Origin of the sequence: Paenibacillus sp. FSL H8-0079, from assembly GCF_037991315.1 — a bacterium.
Classification (GTDB): Bacteria; Bacillota; Bacilli; order Paenibacillales; family Paenibacillaceae; genus Paenibacillus.
In genome coordinates this window covers 3,220,134-3,241,689 of the sequence record NZ_CP150300.1, presented here as the reverse complement: position 1 = coordinate 3,241,689, position 21,556 = coordinate 3,220,134, and the positions used below count along the sequence as shown (strand labels likewise).

The 21,556-nt window shown below is 44.5% G+C and carries 16 protein-coding genes; 6 read left to right on the top strand and 10 right to left on the bottom strand.

Translation table 11 applies throughout. The features are described from left to right. Positions 1 to 87: 87 nt before the first annotated feature. The 5 genes from nspC to MHI06_RS14465 all read right to left on the bottom strand — a co-directional run bounded on the left by nspC (position 88) and on the right by MHI06_RS14465 (position 5,991). Entirely contained in the window at positions 88 to 1,215 is a 1,128-nt protein-coding gene (gene nspC, locus MHI06_RS14485) for a carboxynorspermidine decarboxylase (RefSeq protein ID WP_100526213.1), read from the bottom strand. Between the two features lies 1 nt (position 1,216). Then, positions 1,217 to 2,455: a saccharopine dehydrogenase family protein gene (locus tag MHI06_RS14480; protein ID WP_105409674.1), complete on the bottom strand. Its 1,239-nt coding sequence runs from the start codon at positions 2,453 to 2,455 to the stop codon at positions 1,217 to 1,219. A gap of 511 nt (positions 2,456 to 2,966) precedes the next feature. Continuing rightward, positions 2,967 to 3,455: a nucleoside deaminase gene (locus MHI06_RS14475; protein ID WP_340401950.1), complete on the bottom strand. Its 489-nt coding sequence runs from the start codon at positions 3,453 to 3,455 to the stop codon at positions 2,967 to 2,969. A 164-nt stretch (positions 3,456 to 3,619) separates the two neighbouring features. After that, complete coding sequence (locus MHI06_RS14470; RefSeq protein WP_340401949.1) at positions 3,620 to 4,879, bottom strand: cytochrome P450; 1,260 nt, start codon at positions 4,877 to 4,879, stop codon at positions 3,620 to 3,622. 218 nt (positions 4,880 to 5,097) lie between these two features. Next, positions 5,098 to 5,991: a TetR/AcrR family transcriptional regulator gene (locus MHI06_RS14465; RefSeq protein WP_340401948.1), complete on the bottom strand. Its 894-nt coding sequence runs from the start codon at positions 5,989 to 5,991 to the stop codon at positions 5,098 to 5,100. A gap of 236 nt (positions 5,992 to 6,227) precedes the next feature. Here MHI06_RS14465 and MHI06_RS14460 point away from each other — a divergent pair, with 236 nt between their 5' ends. Then, the gene (locus MHI06_RS14460) at positions 6,228 to 6,875 is read left to right on the top strand and encodes a TetR/AcrR family transcriptional regulator (protein ID WP_169479473.1); all 648 of its coding nucleotides are present in this window, start codon (positions 6,228 to 6,230) and stop codon (positions 6,873 to 6,875) included. 20 nt (positions 6,876 to 6,895) lie between these two features. After that, a complete protein-coding gene (locus tag MHI06_RS14455) occupies positions 6,896 to 9,220 on the top strand; it encodes an MMPL family transporter (RefSeq protein ID WP_340401947.1) in 2,325 nt (774 codons plus the stop codon). A gap of 111 nt (positions 9,221 to 9,331) precedes the next feature. Here MHI06_RS14455 and MHI06_RS14450 read toward each other — a convergent pair whose 3' ends face one another. Next, entirely contained in the window at positions 9,332 to 10,087 is a 756-nt protein-coding gene (locus tag MHI06_RS14450) for a gamma-glutamyl-gamma-aminobutyrate hydrolase family protein (RefSeq protein WP_340401946.1), read from the bottom strand. Positions 10,088 to 10,300: 213 nt separating this feature from the next. After that, entirely contained in the window at positions 10,301 to 11,500 is a 1,200-nt protein-coding gene (locus tag MHI06_RS14445; RefSeq protein WP_340401945.1) for an MFS transporter, read from the bottom strand. A gap of 244 nt (positions 11,501 to 11,744) precedes the next feature. Between MHI06_RS14445 and MHI06_RS14440 the strand changes: the two genes are divergently transcribed. Then, a complete protein-coding gene (locus MHI06_RS14440; protein WP_340401944.1) occupies positions 11,745 to 12,617 on the top strand; it encodes an AraC family transcriptional regulator in 873 nt (290 codons plus the stop codon). A gap of 82 nt (positions 12,618 to 12,699) precedes the next feature. Here the strand turns inward: MHI06_RS14440 and MHI06_RS14435 are convergent, their stop codons facing one another. From MHI06_RS14435 to MHI06_RS14425, 3 genes are all read right to left on the bottom strand, one after another. Beyond that, positions 12,700 to 14,685 carry a methyl-accepting chemotaxis protein gene (locus MHI06_RS14435; protein WP_340402117.1) on the bottom strand — a complete coding sequence of 662 codons (1,986 nt, stop codon included), beginning with the start codon at positions 14,683 to 14,685 and terminating at the stop codon, positions 12,700 to 12,702. Between the two features lie 241 nt (positions 14,686 to 14,926). Continuing rightward, a complete protein-coding gene (locus tag MHI06_RS14430) occupies positions 14,927 to 16,453 on the bottom strand; it encodes a response regulator (protein WP_340401943.1) in 1,527 nt (508 codons plus the stop codon). 16 nt (positions 16,454 to 16,469) lie between these two features. After that, the gene (locus MHI06_RS14425; RefSeq protein ID WP_340401942.1) at positions 16,470 to 18,233 is read right to left on the bottom strand and encodes a histidine kinase; all 1,764 of its coding nucleotides are present in this window, start codon (positions 18,231 to 18,233) and stop codon (positions 16,470 to 16,472) included. 206 nt (positions 18,234 to 18,439) lie between these two features. Here MHI06_RS14425 and MHI06_RS14420 point away from each other — a divergent pair, with 206 nt between their 5' ends. From MHI06_RS14420 to MHI06_RS14410, 3 genes are all read left to right on the top strand, one after another. Beyond that, complete coding sequence (locus MHI06_RS14420; protein ID WP_340401941.1) at positions 18,440 to 19,753, top strand: ABC transporter substrate-binding protein; 1,314 nt, start codon at positions 18,440 to 18,442, stop codon at positions 19,751 to 19,753. 68 nt (positions 19,754 to 19,821) lie between these two features. Then, a complete protein-coding gene (locus MHI06_RS14415; protein ID WP_169479481.1) occupies positions 19,822 to 20,694 on the top strand; it encodes a sugar ABC transporter permease in 873 nt (290 codons plus the stop codon). Between the two features lies 1 nt (position 20,695). Continuing rightward, entirely contained in the window at positions 20,696 to 21,526 is an 831-nt protein-coding gene (locus MHI06_RS14410) for a carbohydrate ABC transporter permease (RefSeq protein ID WP_340401940.1), read from the top strand. Positions 21,527 to 21,556 lie beyond the last annotated feature (30 nt).

Sequence of the window (21,556 nt, the reverse complement as noted above, 5' to 3'; positions counted from 1 at the left end):
TAACGTTAAAAAGGGAACCTGTCTCCAGGTTCCCTTCTTTGTATTTATTTTCAATTCTATATTAATGCTTACTATATAATGAAGTAATTATGCCAGCCTCATTTTGAAATCCTGATACCCGAATTCGCGAACAACTTCGCAATCGCCATCTTTTCGTTTAACAGCAATCGCTGGAAGCGGCATGCCGTTGAACGTGTTGGTTTTTACCATGGAGTAGATCGCCATGTCCTCGAATACCAGACGGTCGCCTTCTTGCAAAGGCTGATCGAATGAATAATCCCCAATCACGTCACCGGACAGACAGGTTTGTCCACCAAGGCGATACAAATGCGCCTTCTCGCCCACTTCTCCCGAACCGATCAGCGGCGGGCGATATGGCATTTCCAGCACATCCGGCATATGGCATGTAGCTGAAGTATCCAGAATGGCAATGTCCATGCCATTTTTATGGAAGTCCAGCACCGAAGTCACGAGATAACCCGCGTTCAGCGCAACAGCTTCTCCCGGCTCCAGATATACTTCCAGGCCATAGTCGTTCTGCATACGCTTGATGCAAGCTTCCAACCTTGGAATATCATAATCTTCACGTGTGATATGGTGTCCACCGCCGAAGTTGATCCATTCCATTTGCGGCAACCATTGTCCGAATTTCTCGACCACTGCATTCAGCGTAGTTTCCAGATCGTCGGAGTTTTGCTGACACAGCGTGTGGAAGTGTAATCCGGAGACGCCTTCCAACAGGTCTGCATCGAAATCCTCCAGTTTCGCGCCAAAACGCGAACCCGGAGAACACGGATCGTAGATCTCGTGTCCTTCCTGGGTAGAGCATTCAGGGTTGACGCGCAACCCGACCTTACGGCCAGCTTGAAGCGCCTTATCCTTGAATTTCGCAAGCTGCGAAAATGAGTTGAAAATAATGTGATCGCAGATGGAGATAATCTCGTCGATCTCTTCTGCGCGGTATGCCGGAGCAAAGACATGATTCTCTTTGCCCATTTCCTCATGGCCCAGACGCGCTTCATACAAACCGCTCGCCGTTGCACCGCTCAGGTATTCTCCAATCAGCGGATACATCGCAGTCATGGAGAATGCTTTTTGAGCCAGCACGATTTTGGCACCTGTACGCTGCATAACACCGTTCAGGATTTTCAGGTTTTTCTCGATAAGCGCCTCGTCAACAACAAAACATGGTGTCGGTAATTGCTCGAACCGCATTTTAACGAACAAGCTCCGATTCTTTAACTTCTTCTGGCAGCTCATCAACGAGTACCGGGTTGAAGTCTTCTACCCATGGGAGGCCCCATTTGTTCAACTCTTCCATGAATGGATCTGGGTTGAACTCTTCTACATTGTATACGCCTGGTTTGTTCCATTTGCCTGTCATGACCATTGCCGCACCAATCATAGCTGGAACGCCTGTGGTGTACGAGATCGCTTGGGAACCAACTTCTTTGTAGCACTCTTGGTGATCACAGATATTGTAAACATAATATGTTTTGTCTTGACCATCTTTTTTACCTTTGAAAATACAACCGATGTTCGTTTTACCTACAGTACGTGGTCCAAGGGATGCAGGATCTGGCAGTACTGCTTTCAGGAATTGCAATGGAATAATTTGTTTTCCTTCATATTCGATAGGCTCGATTGAAGTCATGCCTACATTTTCAAGTGCTTTCAAGTGAGTCAGGTAGCTTTGACCAAATGTCATGAAGAAACGAATGCGTTTCAGACCTGGCATGTTTTTAGCCAAAGATTCCAGTTCCTCATGGTACAACAGGTACATGTCTTTCTCGCCAACTTCTTTGAAGTCGTAGACACGTTTGATTTCCATCGGTTTCGTTTCGATCCATTCACCATTTTCCCAGTATCTTCCGTTTGCAGATACTTCGCGAATGTTGATCTCAGGGTTGAAGTTGGTTGCGAACGGATAGCCATGGTCGCCGCCATTGCAGTCCAGAATGTCGATGTACTCAATTTCGTCAAAGTAGTGCTTCAGGGCATAAGCGGAGAATACGCCAGTCACGCCTGGGTCAAATCCACTACCGAGCAATGCAGTGATGCCTGCTTTTTCAAAACGCTCTTTGTAATCCCATTGCCAGCTGTATTCGAACTTCGCTGTATCATGTGGCTCATAGTTCGCTGTGTCCATGTAATTTGTTTTAGTTGCAAGGCAAGCATCCATGATTGTCAGATCTTGATACGGCAAAGCCAGGTTCATAACGATATCCGGTTTAACTTCGTTGATCAAAGCGATCAGTTCGTCAACATTATCAGCATCTACTTGTGCTGTTGTAATTTTAGTTTTTCCGCCGTCCAGCTTGGCTTTGAGTTCATCACATTTCGATTTCGTACGACTCGCGATGCAGATTTCCTCAAAAACTTCGCTGTTTTGAACGCATTTGTGTACTGCCACGGAAGCAACGCCGCCGGCGCCGATGATTAGTGCTTTTCCCATTTTACATTCTCCTATCCCAATATGTATTTTTTTTAATTGGATTAATACGGTGACAACAAGACAACAAAAAAAGCAAGGTGAAAAATGCCCGCAATCGCGCATCATCACACTTGCTTGTTGATATACATCATAAAAAGACGTGAAGTCTCCATGACCAAATAAAATTCATAAGAATTCCTTTGGCGGAAAGCTCCTTCATGTATATCAATACTGGATCAGAGTCTATATAGCAAATAATTCGCCTTTACCACTCTTATTGACCGTTTCACAAGTTGATGTGCAATTGCACTGGTTGTAAAGTAACCAACTTATAAAATTTGAGCTTTGAACTCAATCAATAAAGCAACATAAGTTGCCAATCGGCGTTTGACCCGGCTGTCCGTATGGCCTTAACTTCTTGAAGAAGTGGTCAAAATTATCTGCTGGAAAGCTCTAATTAATATTGATAAATCAACTTCCCAAAATCACAGGTCTTACACTATCAGACGTTGAAAAAAAAATCAAGCAATAATTAAAAATATATTTTTTGTTCAGATGAGGACTCGGAATGAAATTGATATCCTTCGAATACTTTTAATCCTTCTGCGTTAAGCAATTCACCCACTACTTCAGGCTTTTGAGGACTTTTATCGAATACTTCTTCACACGAGATCATGATGTTGCCGCCAGCGATTTTCGCTAATTGATCATGGGATACGCTATACACCAGTCTCCCCAGATTCGACCAAACCATGGCACCGGAACACATCACACACGGTTCACAACTTGTATACAGGGTGTACTCGCTCAGGTCAAACACATGGTGTTCGGAACAATACTTTCGGATAAGTCCGATTTCTGCATGATGTGTGGGATCACAAAAAGTATTGATTTTATTTTCCCCAATCATGACGACCTCTCCATTTTTCACCAGAATGGCTCCGAATGGTTCGTTTCCTTCTTTGCGAGCTTGTAGAGCAATTTCAATCGCTTTATGCATGAATTGTTCATCTTTATTCATAAGGTTTACCTCCACAACAAAAATTATGTACCCCACTTTATCTTTTACATTAAGCAGTGTTCAATCCATTAACATGTTTCTTGTTCATTCCATTCTATCATCATTACCAATAAAGAGTATGACGAAAATTCGTCATACTCTAGTGGGTCACACTAAGTTATCTATTAAAATTTCACTGGCAAAGCTGCCAGTCCCTGTGATGACAAAGCGGCATGCCAATGAATCTCTTCCTGAGGAACACGGAGCTGAAGATCGGGTAGCCGACGTAAAAGCGTAGTAAACGCCACGTCCCCCTCCACACGCGCAAGTGGAGCGCCAAGACACATATGAATACCATGGCCAAAGGCCAAATGCCGTTTTATTTTTCGTTCAATATGCAATTCTTCCGGATCAGTAAATTGGTGCTCGTCCCTGTTCGCTGATTTCAATAGAGGAATCACAACATCTCCCTTTTGAATCGATTGTCCATCCAGTTCCGTGTCCTGTGTTGCATAACGAGGACCAGAAGAAGTGGCGGGTCCATTATAACGTAACAACTCCTCCACCGCAGAAGGAACCAGATTCAGATCTTGTTTCAGTTGTTCCAGTTGTTCGGGATGGGTCAGAAGAAGATAAGAACCGGTTGCAATCAGATTGGAAGTTGTCTCATGTCCAGCAAATATCAATAACGTGATCATGGATATTAATTCATCTTCATTCAATCGATCTCCCTCCTCCTCAATGGCAATTAATTGACTGATGAGGTCATCTGAGGGTTCTACTCGTTTGTTCGCCACAAGCTGTGAGGTGTACTCTGCGAATGCTCGCAAGTGCTGCGCTACTGCAGGGTCCTGTTTACCAAAACCAAGACCTTTCGCAATAGCTTCAGACCATACATGGATCTGAGGTCGGTCTTCCAGAGGTATACCCAGCATCTCGGAAATAACGTTGATTGGGAAAGGATAGGCATAGTCTTTTACAAGATCCATCTCTCCCTTTCCTTCAAATTGGTCAATTAATTCATCGGCAATTTCCTGGACGCGTGGACGCAGACTTTCCATATATCTTGGAGTGAACGCTTTGGACACTAGGCTTCGCAGTCTTCGGTGATCCGGTTCATCGACAAAGAGCATCGACTTTCCGGTAAAAAAGGTCTGGGGTTCCGATGAACCAAGCTCACCTGAGAGATTCTTTCGAATATCATTCCCACTATCAATAGAGTTCATATCTACTGTAAATCGAGAATGATCTTTCAACACTTCCATGGCAATGTCCATTCGAGTTACAATCCAGGTTTGCCCTGCACCACCCATCGGATTAGGGATAGGTACAACGGAGCCTTTGGAACGCATCTGTGCAAACATGGCAAATGGATCTTTACTATTTTCTTCGCTAAACAAATTAAATTCTGCTTTTTCTGATGTCTGGTTATTCGAATGATTCATAAAAATCTTCCTTTCGAAGTGAAGTTATTTCAAATCTATGGAAATATATGTTCATTCCAATTATATACTACTCGTATATTTAATTTCAAATCCACTAGATTAAACGGCAGTAAACAACTGTTATACAGGAATTATCCTAATATACGATTAGTATAATCAAGATAATTCCAAGTATAAAAATCATAAAAAAAGAGGTCGGCATTTAAGCCAACCCCATATTAATGACGTTGTTTCACCAGTTCCAAAAACCACCAGCAAGCTTCAGTGAGTCTATTGGCTTCTGCTTGAAAAGCACTGGATTTGTACTCTTTGTGAAATGCTTGAAGTACAACTTCGATTACGGGAATATTTAAATCCTCTTTATCCTGTAAAAGCGCCAAAAGCCCTTTGGAAAGTTGCTTCAATGGTGCAGATTCCTTGGATTTATGAACACGCTTGTTGAACTCTTCCAATTCCTCCAACAGAGTATCAATACCCCGTCCCATATCACGGTTACGCTCGTCCGCATTCAGGAAATAGAGAGACTGAAAGTCAAAAATATGTTCATTTCTCTGATGCATGGTTCTTAATATCACTTCAATGTACGTTAATACTTTGGGAACCACTTCGCTCCATACCGGTTTTTGCGTATTTAGACTTCTCGAAGTGTTGGCAATCTGATGTAATATGCCATAGCACAATATGGCGCCTTCGTTGGCGTACAAGCTGATGTCCTTCCCGTACACCTGAATCAAGCGTGTAGACAGCCAATTTAGCTGAACTGTAGCTAGTTTCGCTGAGTTGATCTCACCGGAGTAAAAGCCCGTCCAATATAATTCCCAGACTCGCTCTTTATTAGGTACAGACATAGGAATCGCAATCTGATCTACGAGCAAGTCATAATCCGATGTGTAATGATTTTGCTCAAGCTCTTTACGAATGAAAACATCCTCTTGCATACGCTGATCAATAATTGAATATAAACAGTCTTCTTTCGAACTGAAGAATTTGTAGAATGTGCCTTTGGATACACCCGATTGATCCAGAATCATCTGGATTGTTGTATTTGCATAGCTATACTCTAAAAATAGTGCAAGTGCTGTTTCCAATAAACTTTGTTTACGACTACTCATGTCCCGTCATCGCCCCAGGTTTTTCTCTGATTTTAACATTCATTCCCTTGGAGTTGAAGCTTTCATTCGAAGTATGTTCGTCACATTAAAATAATTGCACAATGAGTAAATTTGCACATTGGGCAAATTGTTGATATGATAAACCTCACAACGTGCATGCTTAGTATGTATGCTCATCATAAACATAATTACACCATACTCATTGACGCTGGAGGTGAACGCATAAGCGGAGAATAATGATCAAACGAAACTTGCGACATTTGAAAAAAGAAGCAACTGAAAGAGCGCTTGCTGTTGCTGCATTTGAACTTACCCTTGAACATGGCCTTGATGGCTTTACGGTGGAAGATATCGTGCATCAGGTGGGGTGTTCACGTAGAACATTTGCAAACTACTTCACATGTAAAGAAGAAGCCGTAGCAAGAGGTGCAACATCCGTTCAGAATACAACGGAACTCGAAGCTTTACTTACCGAAATGCCCGAGAATGTCTCCTTGCTTGACGTACTGTATGACCTGATCAAGATGCAGCTTACAACAGAACTAATAGGAAGACTACATCAGCTGCTATCGCTATCACAGACCTATCCCGTGCTTGAACCGCATTACCTTGGAGCCATGCACCGAATGCAGACGCAGGCACAAGAGACTTTATTAGACTTATCTAACGGAAAGCATGACGAGATTTATACTTATCTTCTAATTAATGCAATGTACGGCACCATACTTCCATTAATTGATGGAAGACTCAATGTATTGCTGCCTGGACAAGTCATTACTGAAGATACCAAGCCCGGTGCTGTAACGTTCGATCAATTTTTAGAAACCATGTTTGCTCATTTGCGAACAGGATTCGAACAAGCTAACCATCCACATTCATCTTAGAGGGAGTGTAAAATAGAGAAATGTCTACATTATTATACAGAGTGGGGAAAACCGCTTTTAGCAAACCTGTAACCTTCATCATTGGCTGGGTTTTAATTCTGGGAATTGTCATCTCCATGATCAGCATCAATGGTATTCACATCAGTTCTGAAATGAAGATTGAAGGCACAGAGTCACAGAAGGTTCTGGATCAATTGGCAAAAGAACTGCCAGCCGCCTCCGGCGGTCAAGGAAGTGTTGTCTTCAAAGCACCAGACAACGAGCGGTTGGATACGCCTGAACGTTTGGCAGCCATGATGAAAGGTATTAATGAAGTTTACGGATTAGACAAAGTCATTAACCCTGCGGACTACGCAGCTGAAGCGGGTAATTCGGGAGCTACCGCGGAAATGGCTCAGAATGCTCAGGCTACTGATATGGCGCAATCCGCAACAACCACGCCCCCTCCTTATGGACCTTTGATGGTGGATGGCGTTCCTGTACCTGGCATGCTGATCTCTTCGGACGGCAGTATTGCACTGTTCCAGTTCCAATTTACAATTGAACAGTCTGCCATCACGCAAGATGTATTTGATTCCGTTATTCAGTCCGTTATGACAGTAGAGCAAGGAACTAATATTACGGTGTTGCCTGGCGAAACACTCAAAACCGTATCGATTGGAGTCGGCTCGGCAGAGATTGTCGGACTGGTCATTGCTGTCATTGTATTGCTGATCACTCTTGGATCAGTCGTTGCAGCAGGTCTGCCTCTGATCACAGCACTACTCGGTGTTGCTATTGGAGTTGGTGGTGCGTTCTCAATCTCCAAATTCATTGAAATGCCTAGTGTCACTTCCGTACTGGCTCTCATGGTTGGATTGGCTGTCGGAATCGACTATGCGCTCTTCATTGTCAATCGCCAGCGTCGAATGATTATTGATCAAGGCTTGAGTGCAAAAGAAGCAACAGCAAGAGCCATTGGCACATCGGGCAGTGCAGTATTTTTTGCCGGATTAACCGTCATTATTGCACTGTGCGGTATGCTTGTCATCGGTCTTACATTCTTGTCTACGATGGCTTTGGTCGCAGCTGCCACCGTGCTCATTAACGTATTCGTTGCTTTAACCCTGCTGCCAGCTTTACTGGGATTGGTAGGAGAACGCATCTGTTCCGCCAAAGCTCGTGAAAAGAGCGCGAAACAGCCTAAAGCCGCTAGCAACGGAGTCGCGGATAAATGGGTGAAATTCGTTATCAAGAATCGTTGGGCTACCATTATCGCCATCATCGTCATTCTTGGTTTTGCGGCGACACCGATCGCGAAAATGGAAATGGGTATCCCTGGTGCTTCCTCAGCGAATCTCGATACGGACGCAAGACAGAGCTATGATGCCATCTCGGAAGGTTTCGGAGAAGGATTCAACGGACCACTTATTCTGGTCGCAGAGCCTAATCAATCTTCCGCAAAAGTTACCCCTGAACTCTTGGGTGGTCTGGTGATGGAGCTTCAAGGTCAAAACAACGTTGCACAGGTTACACCGCTTGGGATGACAGAAGATTTGGCTATCTTTAGTCTCATTCCAAAAACGGGTCCTAACGATGCTCTCACTAAAACACTGGTCACTGATCTGCGCTCGGCTGATTCCGGTATCGCACAGACCTATGATGTGAAGCTTGGGGTTACTGGACTTACAGCTGTTAACATCGATATGTCCGCCAAACTGGCGCAGGTGTTCCCAATTTATGTAGGCATTATCATCCTGTTGTCACTGATCATCCTGTTACTCGTATTCCGTTCGATCATCGTTCCTATCAAAGCAACGATTGGTTTCCTGCTTAGTATCCTGGCTACATTCGGAATCACGACTGCTGTATTCCAATGGGGCTGGTTGCATTCGCTCTTTGGTTTCGATACCGGTGGCCCGCTGCTGAGCTTTATGCCGATTATCGTGACAGGTATCCTGTACGGCCTCGCGATGGACTATCAGGTCTTCCTGGTTAGTTCCATGCGGGAATCTTATGTTCATGGTCAACGCGGAACCGAATCCGTCGTTCATGGGTACAACCAGGTAAGTCGTGTGGTCGTTGCCGCAGCGGTGATCATGGTCTCTGTATTCGCAGGATTCATCTTCACCGATGATGTCATGATCAAGCAGATTGGTTTCACCTTGGCGGTAGGTATTCTGATTGATGCTTTCATCATCCGCATGGGCTTGGTCCCTGCCATCATGGCTATTTTCGGAGACAAAGCTTGGGCACTTCCGAAATGGCTGGATCGCATTCTGCCGAACCTGGATGTTGAAGGCGAGAAGCTGATTGCTTCCCTTCATGCTGAAGAGCATGCCAACACCAAGTCTGGATCAAAATAATCCTGCCAATAGAGTGGGAATACCATGATTACTATTACGACTATATTCACCAATACAAAGACCTCCTCTGTTTTTATAAACAGGAGGTCTTTTTTTCTGTCCAAATCTTTCTTATGCGGTTATGTCTTCAATATGGATATTATAGCGTGGGGATTTAGCAGCATTAACAAACGCCGCAAATAACTTCTGACTATAGTCATCTACTTTGTAGCTGTACTCTGGATGCCACTGCACAGCCAAAACAAACGAGCGGTTCGGCATTACCACGGATTCAACGAGTCCATCTTCAGCGACTGCCACGGCAGTTAACTTATCCGATAACATCTTGATGCCTTGATGGTGATAGCTGTTTACTTGTATCGTATCGGTTTGCAAGATATCGTATAACAGATTATTTTGCTCAATATGTACATTATGTACAAGATTCGTATAGGGCGGACTTTGCTTGTGAGTAACAATCTTGTTCACTTGAAGTTGAAGGCTGGTTGGAATATCTTGATACAACGTCCCACCCATAATAACGTTAAATAGCTGCAGTCCACGGCAGATGCCAAAGGCAGGCTTATCAAGCTCAATCACTTTTTGTAACAGATTCGACTCCATAATATCGCGTTCAATACACAACTCCCCACAAGCAACCTCTGCATGCTCATGATAGAGCTCAGGATTGAGATCATGTCCCCCTGTGAACAGGAACCCATCGAACTCATCAGCCAGAGTTGCTATGATCTCAATATCCGTTGTCAAAGGCAGCATAATTGGGATCCCACCGGCTTCCTCTATGGCGTTCATATAATTCGGAAGCATCCAGTAACTTTGTTTGTCTGTATCGTACAAAGGCAGAACACCGATCATCGGCTTTTTCATGGGTTCCCCTCCTATCTTTTCATTCATTTTATCAGAACTCTTCATATACAAATTCACTGAATTATTGCATTTTCCTACCTTTATAATCTGCGGACCCGTTACATCCGGAGTGCTGGAAAACCAAAAACAAACAAAGCCGCTATAACAGCGACTTTGTTTGTCGTTCAAATACCATGTATATGCATTCATCGATTTGTCTGAAAATCATCTTATCTAGGCTGCTTTTACAATGGTTGCTTCGTCTGAATTCAATTGGATGGAACGCTGGCATATTTGGGTAATGACAAAAGCCAACAAGGCAAGTATTACAGCCACTGGAGGCACCCAGTGTACACCACCCATATTGACGGCAATCCCGCCGACACCAGAGCCTAGCGCTATACCCACGTTGGCTGCCACGGGCAGGAGTGTAGATGCGAATGCTTTGGACCCCGGCGCGATCGCTCCAGACACATCAAACAAATATAGCTGGGATGCCGCGCTCATGGAAGATGACACACTGCCAATCAGGAACAGAAATGCCAAGCCGACCCACAGATTGGAAACGGCAAAACTCATGCCCAGGAAGAGGATCGCTTGGATGACGAAAAGCCGTTTGAGCTTGGGTAGGAAGTCTCCCTTGGCTATTTTGGCACCAATCCAGTTACTCAGGATGCTACAGGCACCATAGATCAGGAGTATGGCACTAATCCATTGTACAGGCACACCCATTGTCTCACTTAGAAGTGGCGTAATGTACGTAAAAACGACGAAAATACAGCTGTTTCCCAGTACCGGGATTAGACAGGCCAGCAATATTCGCGGTTTTAAAAAGAGAGACATCTGGTCACTGAACGAACCAGCGATCGTTGTTGTTCGGCGTGGCAAAATACGAAACATAAATACCAACGGCACAACACCAATGCATGCTGTAACAACGAAAGTCATGGACCAACTCAGATGTTGTCCGATAAATGTACCGAGCGGCACACCCAGTACATTCGCGATTGAAAATCCGCCCAGAATCCAGGCGATGGCTTCCCCTCTTCGCTCCCGGTTCACTGCGTCGCTTACGATCGAGATCGAAAGCGATATCGTAAGTCCACAAGCAACGGCCGAAACGATGCGAATGGCCATCAGAGAATAGAACGTTGTTGAGAACACGGTCAACAGATTTAATGCTAATACGATCCCAAATCCAATCAATATGGAACTTCTTCTGGATATTTTGGCTAAGAAGGCCACGGCAAATGGTGTACCCACTGCGTATGCAATCGCAAAACCGGAGACAAGCATGCCCGCTGCAGCAAGTGATACTTTCATGTAACTTTCAATTTCCTTCAACACACCCACGATGACATACTCAGTTGTTCCTAATACAAAGCTAACGAGCGTAAGCGTTAAAATAAGTAGGTTCTCTCTATTTCTAGTCATAAATCAATACTCACTAATCCTTTCTATTGTTGCAAGCGCTTCAATTCTGTCTACCATCATTAATTCATGTATTTTCTGCTTTCCCATCCCTCCACTTTCGATATATAGTACATTTTGGATAGTGAAATTGTACTGTCAGATTGCCATGACGACAATCAAGGTTGTTGTGGTTTTATTGCAAAACATTATATATGTTGTCATTTCAGCACAGACTTTCATTACAGAATTTGAAGGGAAGACATAGATGAATACACACCACGAATCCGGCCAACTGCATGCAAATCGAGATTGCACCATTATTTATGTAGGAAAGCTGGCCGACAATCCCCATTGGAGCTTTCCGACTCACAAACATGACGATCTGCACGAGATTATCTACGTAACTGAAGGCAAAGGATTGTTCACCATTGACGGCACCAAACACTGGGCTCAAAAAGGCGATATGCTCATTTATAACAAGGGTACCCTTCACGAGGAGAAGTCCAATCCTGAATCCCCATTATCCACCTTTTATTGTGGGTTTCGTTTTACAGAAGGTACCCACACCCTTGAGGATTGGGTCATTCCTCCCTCTAACGAGCCGATCATTCGAGCCAACCGATATTCCGATGAGCTCCATTCGTTAATGCAGACTCTCTTCAATGAATTTTCAATTCGGGAATATGGATACGAGTCGATCTCTGGGCATGTGTTGAAAGCTATACTTATGATCATTGATCGGCAGTCCCGTCAGCAGCTTCCTGATGGAGAGAGTGTACAGAGCAACTCTCTTGCTGAGAGTATTAAGGACTACTTGGATACCAACTATCGGCAAAACATTAAACTCAAGGAATTGGCAGATCAATTTCATATCGATTTTTATTACTTAATTCATATGTACAAAAATCACTATGGCACCTCACCTTATCACTATCTGATTCAACGAAGAATGGGTGAAGCGACCCGATTATTGGTCTCAACTAACAAAAAAATATGGGAAATTGCCAAACTGGTCGGTTACGATAACCCCAATTACTTTACGATTCTATTTACTAAAACCGTCGGTGAATCACCGCGAAGTTTCCGAAAAAAGAATCAAAAGGATATGTTCGGGGATGAGACGTCACATTCTTACTAATCTCTCTAAGCGCAAAAAAGCGCTCCGTTTGGGAGCGCCTTGGCGTTACACGTTTTCTTACACACTTACATACATCTACTCTCTAAAGCTTAAACCGGCGAACCAATTCTTGCATGTTCTCAGCTGTTTTGGATAACTGTGCAGATGATGCCGATATCTCCTCCATCGCCGCCATTTGCTCTTGGGCTGCTGCTGAAGTCGTCTGAGCACTGTCAGCCGACACTTTAGAGATATGACTCATCGCGGCAACGGTAGCCGAGACTTCTTCCGTACTAGCTGACAACTGTTCGGAGACAGCGGAAATATCCTGAATTTGATCCACGATATGCGTTGTATATTGTTCAATGTTGGAGATGGTTGCAGAAGCTTCTTGGCTGATCCGCATTCCCTCACCAACTTGATTACGAACTTTATCATTCATAAGGGACGTTGATTTCGCAATCAGCTCGAGCATTTTACCAATGGTTGCGCCAATCTCATCCGCGCTTTGTTTGGATTGCATGGATAACGTGCGTACCTCACCTGCAACAACAGCAAACCCTTTTCCGTGTTCTCCTGCTCTTGATGCTTCAATAGAAGCATTCAGTGACAGAAGATTGGTTTGCCGAGAGATATCCGCAATCGCTTCATTCATTCGATTGGCTTCGGCTGATAGACTGGATAGCTCGTTAATCAGTGCCGAGGTTTCTTCAACAGCTTCGAGAATATGTTCCATTTGTGCTCCAACCTGGTTTATGGTTTTGCCACCGTTAGCGACAGCGCGCTCCGTCTCTTCAGCCGAATCCACAATCGCACTCGCAGATTCTGCGATTGTACTGATGCCTCTGGCCATCTCTTCAACTGCATTTGCTGTCTGTTCCGAATTCTCAGCCCCAATGATAGATGATTCGGCAGTCTGTTGCATGGTTTCAGCGACATGTTGAACCGATTGAGTCGTTTGTTCTGTACTCTCCTGAATCATTTGTGAAGAATGGCTTAACAATGATGATGTCTGATGAAGTTCAGCGACCACCGATTGAAGAGAACTGGTCATTTGATCAAAATCATTTGCCAATATACCAAATTCGTTTTCTGTTTTAAGATTCACTCGTTCAGACAGGTTCCCTTCGCTTACGCTGCGGGTGGCCTTTCGCAGTTTTTGCATAGGTACGATAAAAGATCGCAGAATAAAGAATATGATTACTGCTGCAATCAATACAGATATAGCAATGACGGTTAGACTCGATACCATAATAGGTTTCGCTGCGGCGATAAAGTCTTCATGCCCCATCAAAGCAATGACATTCCAACCGGTCAAAGCATTAACACCGTTATAAACCTCCAAATCATACGCCAGATCCGTTCTAACAAATTGGAAGAATGCCATCGGTTCATCGGAACTTGAAGCTGTATTCGGATGGACTGGAATTCCCTCGATGAGTGCTCCGCCGAGCTCTCCTCCCCCACCTTTTACAATGGCACCGGACCAAGCCGCAATGGTTCGATTAGAGTCCACCACAATCAGACTTCCATTGCCTCCTACATCCACATTCGATATTTCATTTGCTAATCGCTCCAGATCAAGTTTAATACTTGCTACACCTTGTTCATTCGACAGAGCTTTTGAAATCTCTACATAAATCTTCCCGGATTCCGAATCTTTCATAATACTCGAAAAATAGAGTGATCCATTGTTATTTTCAACATTGACATACCATTCTGTGCTGCGCGGATCGAATGTTGCATCCTCTATTGCTGGAGATGATATAACATCACCTTGGTCGTTGCCCACAGTTATGGCCAGAATATCAGGATATGTATCAGATAATTGATCGATTCCTACTTGTACCGCTTCGTTGTTGGGCTGGCTAGGGGTGTTTCCATACATGCTGTCGATATAATTCAATAATGCTGCTTTTTCCCCCACCAGATTGTTAATGTGCTGCCCTGTCATGGTTAAAATGGTATTGATGGGATCTGTCATTTTTTGTTGTACTTGATCCTTGGCACTATCATATGAAAAATATCCGATAAGTGCAGTTGGGATGATAAGTACCGCAAGGAAAGCTACAATTAGTCTGGTGCTCATCAAACGTAAAACGGTTCCTCCTTTCTTCAAAAATGAACTTTCTTTCTTTGCCTTTTTCAAATGAATCGCCCTCTCTTTATTCATTTTGGTAGAGTCAATCAGCAAGTAAACGCAAAAAAACCCATATATACACACACTCAAAGAAACGTTGAGCATGTACATACATAGGTATTGCCTGAATGAATTCAGTAACAAGCCGTATTTGTTTTGTATTATACCATAGATAAAAAGGGTTTGTTAGCTATGATTGGGTCTTACTACCAGACATCTGTTGTTTATATTCCGTAGGACTTAGCCCCGTATATTCCTTGAACACCTTCGAGAAATAGTGCTGATCACTGAACGATAGCAGATCGGATACTTCCTTAAACTTCATGTCCGGTTGGCATTCCATCAGTCTGCAGGCTTCCTGAATGCGAAGCTGAGTGTAATACTGAACAAACGTAATTTGCGTTGCATTCTTGATCACTCTGCTGACATACGACGGGCTAACGTGAAATTTCATGGCAATGTCGTTGATCGACAACGGAGAGTATTTATTCAGTTTTACATAATCGTCAATCTGCTCGAACAGGATCGCCTTACTTTTTCGAACGTGGGATTGCAGCATATCGAAGCACTGTCCCGTCCATTCCGTCAGTTCCCGGCAAAAATTATCGTAGGAATGTGCCTGAGCGAATTGTCTTGCCCGAAGCTCCAGACCTAATCTCATGCCCGATCCCTGTTCCTCGTACAGATGAGCGAACGTGTCTACAATCAATCCGATAAACCGCTCCACCTCGGTCATATGTACATTTTCCTCCGCCCATCGATTTAGCAATTCGGATAGCTTGAGCGTAAATCGTTCTTTCTGACGAGCCTGTATCATCTGTACAAAAGCAGATTCCAGCACCGAATCCAGACAGCCTGTCTCGGATCTGGCCATCGACACCGGATTCCCGGTATCCAGCGCTAATCCTTGTTTCAACCGTTGCTGTCCAGACACAATGGACGACATGCGGTGATAGAGTTCTGGCAGATTACCAGACTCAGCGTACAGCAATTGTCCTCCAATTATCCCATCATAGTCATGTGCAAGCAGATGCCGACGCAACGATTCAAGACATTCATGTACGGAAGAGTACAAGTCGAGTGCACTCTTGTTGACGAAAGCGACAAATTGATATGGAGTTTGACTTGTGTATACGCGACATGCATGGGATGTAAAAAAATCCTGCATTATACTCTCAAGCTCCACCTGCACCCATCGTTCATGTCCTGCGGTGAAGGGCTGTTTGTTCATAATGATCATCATCTGGCTGAATAAAGGCGGAAACGCCTCCCATTGTTTCAGTACAGTTTCACATTGGGGATGAATGATTTCCTGTAAATCCAGCAGGTCCTTGGACATCTGTTGATCCAGTTGGTCAATTACCCGACCCATGACCTCTTCCAGTGCCTCTCGCTCCACAGGTTTTAGCAAATAGTCAAATACTTTCAGGTTCAACGCTTTTCTTGTGTATTCAAAATCGCTATAACCGCTAATCAGAATGACCTTCAACTCTGGGTTGGCAAGCTTGGCTTGCTCTATCAGGGATAAGCCATCCATTTTCGGCATTCGAATATCCGTCAACAGCAGATCAATCGGTTCCTGTTTGATCGCTGCCAAAGCTTCCTCTCCATTGGTTGCCGTAGCCGCTACACGAATCGGAAAGTTGAGTGTTTCCAAGAGCATTTTAATATTACGTAATATCGGTTTGCTATCCTCAACGATCATAACGTTATACATCGCCTATGCCTCCTTGCTAATAAAAATCCTTCGTCAGTGAGCCGATGATCTGAATCGTTGCTCCATGTTCCTCTTCCATATGATTATTAAATATATTAATAAAGAGCCGGTTGTTATACATTAGTTTGAGTCGATTGACACTGTTGATAATCCCCATGTTACCAAGGGCTGTGGCACGATCGGCAGTCTGGTTCATTCCGGTTCCCGATGTCTGAATATTGGCTAAAATCTCCTGAATCTTATCCGGAGGAAAGCCTTCCCCGTTATCCTTGATCTCCAACGCCCATAATCCGTTATATTGCTTCACGGTAATCCGGATCCGCCAAGGCGGCGCGGTGTTCGCAAAGGCATGTTCGATGCAGTTTTCCACAAACGGCTGAATGACCAACCGTGGCAACCGGATTTCGTTAGCTAACTCGTCCGCACAAATGTCCCACTCCAGATCCTCTTCGTACTTTTGTTGTACAAGAGACAAATAATGTCTCGTATGTTGAAGCTCCTCAGCCAAGGTCACATGTGCGTATGGTGAAGAGACAATATAACGCAGACTGTCCGAGAGATGTTTACACATATCCGATACGACTTTGGTCTTCCCCTCTTGCGCAGCAATACTGATCAGATATAGAACGTTATGAATAAAATGAGGAGCAATCTGGGCTTGCAGCGCCGAATTACGCGCTTTTACTTCTTCATGAAATGCCGATTTTTCACGATCAATGGATTGCTGCAGCCGCTCCATCAGATCCTGAAAGGCTTCATTCAGCAATAACAGATCATTATTCTTCGGCGTTTCATCCACTTTCAGATTCATATTGCTATAGTTCATGCGCCAGATCTGGCTGCGTAGCTTGCGGATAGGCAACAGCAGGTTACGCGTCGACAGGAAGATATACACAAACGAAACCAGCATCAGTGCCGTAATCAGCAGGATGGACATCGTCTGAACCGAATGGATCGAGCCCAGCACGGATTTTTTGGGTGTTATGATGTACGTGATCCAACCTGTACTGGGTGATGTGGAATGCGTGATATAATTATCGTCTTTGTCTATATCCAGTCCCTCATCTGATGCAGGCTTCGACCAATTGGCAAATGTCACCCCCGCATCCGAACCTGTCATTTGCTCCCCTTGTTCATTCAGAATATAGACATCTCCAGCAGTAATGCCTTCCGTAAGATTCTGTATATAGGCCTGTTCCATCTGAATGCTAAGATAACCGTACACCTTACCGTTCTGATCATTGATCGTCCGGACAAAGGAGATGGTATCAACTTGGCGCAGCAAGACAAAACCGCTTTCCGTCCAATCCCGCCCGATCTGGCTACTCTCCATCATCGTGTTCAAAATCGCCGGAGGATTGCCCGAACCCAGATATGACGTCAGGAGAACGCCTTGCTTGTCATAGATGGACATGTCCATGATATTCATACTGGGCCCGATCGCCTGAAACATGATGTCCTTGATGATCCTAATTTGCTTCAGTCTTTCATAGTTACTATGAGCTGAGGAGCTCTTGTCCATGGCTGCAAAAATATTCTTGCTGGACAATATTCGCTGTGACATTTGGTTCTGTTGTTCTACGTATAGATCAACCTGCTCTCTCACCTTTATAGCAGTCACAAGCGTATCCTGCTCCGTTTTCAGTTTGAGCGGGCGAATAACAATCACATTTACATACACGATAAAACAGCCCAACACGAACAAAAGCAGAGCCAAAAACGTCAAAAACACCTTCGTCTGCAAACTGAATTGAGTTGCCTTATGTATGAGCTTCGCCATTCTCAGAGGTCCCCTCCTGTTCCGACATGATGTGAAATCCCTTACATTCATGTCTACTCTATCACGGTACTCCGTGAAATGATAGCGATTTCAAGTTCAGAATTTTACACATCAACGTTCAAGCACAGACATGTACCGGGGAGACAAAAGAATCTATAATCGGACTTGTAAACGGATTCACTAAACGTTTTAGAGGGGGATTTGCATTGAAAACAATAAAAAGAAAAAAGGCGATTTCCATTATTCTGGCCAGTTTATTATCCATCTCGTTAACCGCTTGTGGATCAGGAGGTACGGATTCCGGTACAGCTGCTGGCGGGGACAGTAAGGGTGGCAAAGTCACACTGGAGCTGGCGATCTCTAAAAGTTCTCAGGACTCTGCATTCATTCAGCAAGACATTCTCGATGCATTCGAAAAACAAACGAACATTCGCGTTAATTTGCAGCTGATTCCAGCGGAACAAACGACGACGGTACTTCAAACCAAACTGGCTGTAGATGAAACACCTGACATTATTCAGTACAATCTGGCGAGCGCAGTTACGGACCTGAACCTTGAACGTAATTTCGAGATTCTGGATAACGAGCCTTGGGCGAGCAGAATTGTGAACAAAGACGTCCTCTCTTCTGGTGGACACCTCTACAGTTTCCATGTCAGCCAAGATACCGGGATGCAAGGGGTCGTTTATAACAAACAAATCTTTGAAGAACTCGGATTGTCTCTTCCAACGAACTACGAAGAATTCCTGGCGATCTGTGAAAAAATTAAAGCGAGTGGCATTACACCCGTATTCATGCCTTACAAAGATGCTTGGGCTGCCAACATCTGGCCTGCAGCGGCTTTTGCCGATTTTGTAGCCAAGAATGAACCAACGTTTTTCGATGACTTGAACAGCAACAAGAAAAAATGGTCCGACATTCCGGAATTCAAAACATTCCTGGAACAACAGTATGAAGTGTACACCAAAGGGTACACCAACACCGATGTGCTTAGTGACAGCTACGACATGGCCGTAGGTAAATTCCTGAACAAGGAAGTTGCCATGATGTTTATGGGCGATTGGTTGATTGAAGGCGTGGCTGAGCAAGATCCAAGCATGGAACTGGGCGTATTCCCGATTCCATCGGCAGACAATGCCAGTCTGGGTGCAAGTCCACTCGGCGGACAACTGTTCATTCCGAAGAAGTCCAAACATTTGGAAGAAGCTAAACAATTCCTAGACTACATCGCTTCCAAGGAAGTTGCACAACAGATCGTGGACTCAAAAGGGTACGTATCCAATTTCAGTGACGTCACAACACCGGAATTGCCAGCTTACAAGCAGGATATTGTAGACAACTATATTACGCCGAAGAAAACGGTACTAACAACGGATGCATTCATGCTGGTCGACCGCAGCGAACTGTACCGGTTGTTACAAGATCAATTTGCAGGTGGTTTGTCACCGGAAGAAGTCCTGAAATCGTGGGATGAGAAGTTCAGTCAGCTGATGCAGGATAAAGGTGTAGCCGGTTTCTAAAGAGTGAAATACATGGCAGCATAACATGGACGATCGTTATGCTGCCTAGCTATAACGGAGTGTGAGACATGAAAAGGACTAAAAATTTGTATTCGTATTACATGATATTTCCCGCACTGATTATCTACTCCATCTTTTTCGTCGTGCCTGCTCTCGCCGCTTTCTATTACTCATTCACGGATTGGCGATTGGACCGACTGGAGCTGAAGTTCATCGGGTGGGATAACTTCAAGAAAATTTTCTCAGACAAAACGCTTATACTGGCATTGCAAAACACGGCGATATTTGCGATCGTCACTGTAGTTGGCAAAAACGTTATCGGTCTATTGCTGGCGGTAGGACTTAACATGCGATTAAGAACGAAGAACCTGCTGCGTGCGATCTTCTACTCCCCTTCCATTCTCAGCATACTTGTGATCAGCATTCTGTTCACTCCCATGTTGCGTACCGAAGGTACGATTAACAATTTGTTGGAGTCAGTTGGGTTGCATTCATTAAGCCAAGCTTGGCTTACCAACCCATCGATTGTCATCTGGACAATTGCCATTGTCTCGATCTGGCAGAGCGCCGGGTTCCAGATGGCCATCTATCTGGCTGGTCTGCAGTCCATTTCTCAAGAATATTACGAAGCAGCCAAGATTGATGGCGCAAGCTCGTGGAGAAGTTTTTTCAAAATCACACTGCCTCTCTTGCTGCCCGCCATTAACATTAACCTCATGCTAACCTTGATCGGTGGACTCAAAGTATTCTCCGAAGTATATGTCATGACCGGTGGTGGCCCGGGTAACGCTTCCCAGGTCGTGGGTACGATCATTCTGCGATCTTTCGGCGAAGGCAACTGGGGACTCGGTACCGCGGTCAATACCCTTCTGTTCGTGGTCGTTACCATTATTGCTATACCGCTATTGATCTTCATGCGGCGTAAGGAGGTTACGGAATAACATGGGCTATACACGCAAACTCGCCATTCGCAACTATATCGTGGAAGGTTTCCTGATTCTGGCCTCCCTTGTCGTACTGTTACCGCTTGTCATTCTGATCTTTGGTTCATTCAAAACTAGCGCCGAAGTGCTCAGCTTCTCCTTGAGTTTCCCTGAAACATGGCAGTTCTCGAACTATGTTCGTGTCTTCCAGGAAGGCGGTCTGTCGCGAGCATTCTTCAACAGCATTTTGATTACTGGCGTATCGTCCATCATTAATATCGTTGCCTCTTCGGCAGCGGCATTTATTCTGGCACGTCGCGAAACCAAACTATCCGGCACGATCTACATGTATTTCTTCATGGGACTGATTGCGCCAATGTCGATTATTACGACCATACGGGTCGTACAGGGTTTAGGATTCTACGGCAGCATCACAAGTGTCATCCTGATCTACGCCGCGCTGAATACGGCCTTCAGTGTATTCTTGTATAGTGGATTCATCAAAACCATTCCGAGAGCGCTGGACGAAGTAGCATTTCTGGAAGGAGCAAGTGTGTTCGGGGTGTTCTTCCGTATCGTCACACCGCTCATCCTGCCCGTTAACGCAACGGTAGCGATCATGGTGTTCATGTCCGTCTGGAATGACATCACGATTCCGGTGTACTTCCTGACCGACAGTTCCACCTGGACGATGCCACTATCGATCTACAATTTTTACGGCAAATATAGTAGGGACTGGAATCTGATCTTCGCCAATCTCGTGCTCACTTCGCTGCCTGTATTTATCCTGTATCTGTTCGGGCAAAAATATATCGTCAGCGGCCTTACTGCCGGTGCAGTTAAAGGATAAACCTTATATTATCGCATAACTCTGATGCGT

Coding starts and splice junctions, on each gene's coding strand:
- nspC (WP_100526213.1), bottom strand. CDS start 1,215: ATGCGGTTCGAGCAATTACCGACACCATGTTTTGTTGTTGACGAGGCG.
- MHI06_RS14480 (WP_105409674.1), bottom strand. CDS start 2,455: ATGGGAAAAGCACTAATCATCGGCGCCGGCGGCGTTGCTTCCGTGGCA.
- MHI06_RS14475 (WP_340401950.1), bottom strand. CDS start 3,455: ATGAATAAAGATGAACAATTCATGCATAAAGCGATTGAAATTGCTCTA.
- MHI06_RS14470 (WP_340401949.1), bottom strand. CDS start 4,879: ATGAATCATTCGAATAACCAGACATCAGAAAAAGCAGAATTTAATTTG.
- MHI06_RS14465 (WP_340401948.1), bottom strand. CDS start 5,991: ATGAGTAGTCGTAAACAAAGTTTATTGGAAACAGCACTTGCACTATTT.
- MHI06_RS14460 (WP_169479473.1), top strand. CDS start 6,228: ATGATCAAACGAAACTTGCGACATTTGAAAAAAGAAGCAACTGAAAGA.
- MHI06_RS14455 (WP_340401947.1), top strand. CDS start 6,896: ATGTCTACATTATTATACAGAGTGGGGAAAACCGCTTTTAGCAAACCT.
- MHI06_RS14450 (WP_340401946.1), bottom strand. CDS start 10,087: ATGAAAAAGCCGATGATCGGTGTTCTGCCTTTGTACGATACAGACAAA.
- MHI06_RS14445 (WP_340401945.1), bottom strand. CDS start 11,500: ATGACTAGAAATAGAGAGAACCTACTTATTTTAACGCTTACGCTCGTT.
- MHI06_RS14440 (WP_340401944.1), top strand. CDS start 11,745: ATGAATACACACCACGAATCCGGCCAACTGCATGCAAATCGAGATTGC.
- MHI06_RS14435 (WP_340402117.1), bottom strand. CDS start 14,685: ATGAGCACCAGACTAATTGTAGCTTTCCTTGCGGTACTTATCATCCCA.
- MHI06_RS14430 (WP_340401943.1), bottom strand. CDS start 16,453: ATGTATAACGTTATGATCGTTGAGGATAGCAAACCGATATTACGTAAT.
- MHI06_RS14425 (WP_340401942.1), bottom strand. CDS start 18,233: ATGGCGAAGCTCATACATAAGGCAACTCAATTCAGTTTGCAGACGAAG.
- MHI06_RS14415 (WP_169479481.1), top strand. CDS start 19,822: ATGAAAAGGACTAAAAATTTGTATTCGTATTACATGATATTTCCCGCA.
- MHI06_RS14410 (WP_340401940.1), top strand. CDS start 20,696: ATGGGCTATACACGCAAACTCGCCATTCGCAACTATATCGTGGAAGGT.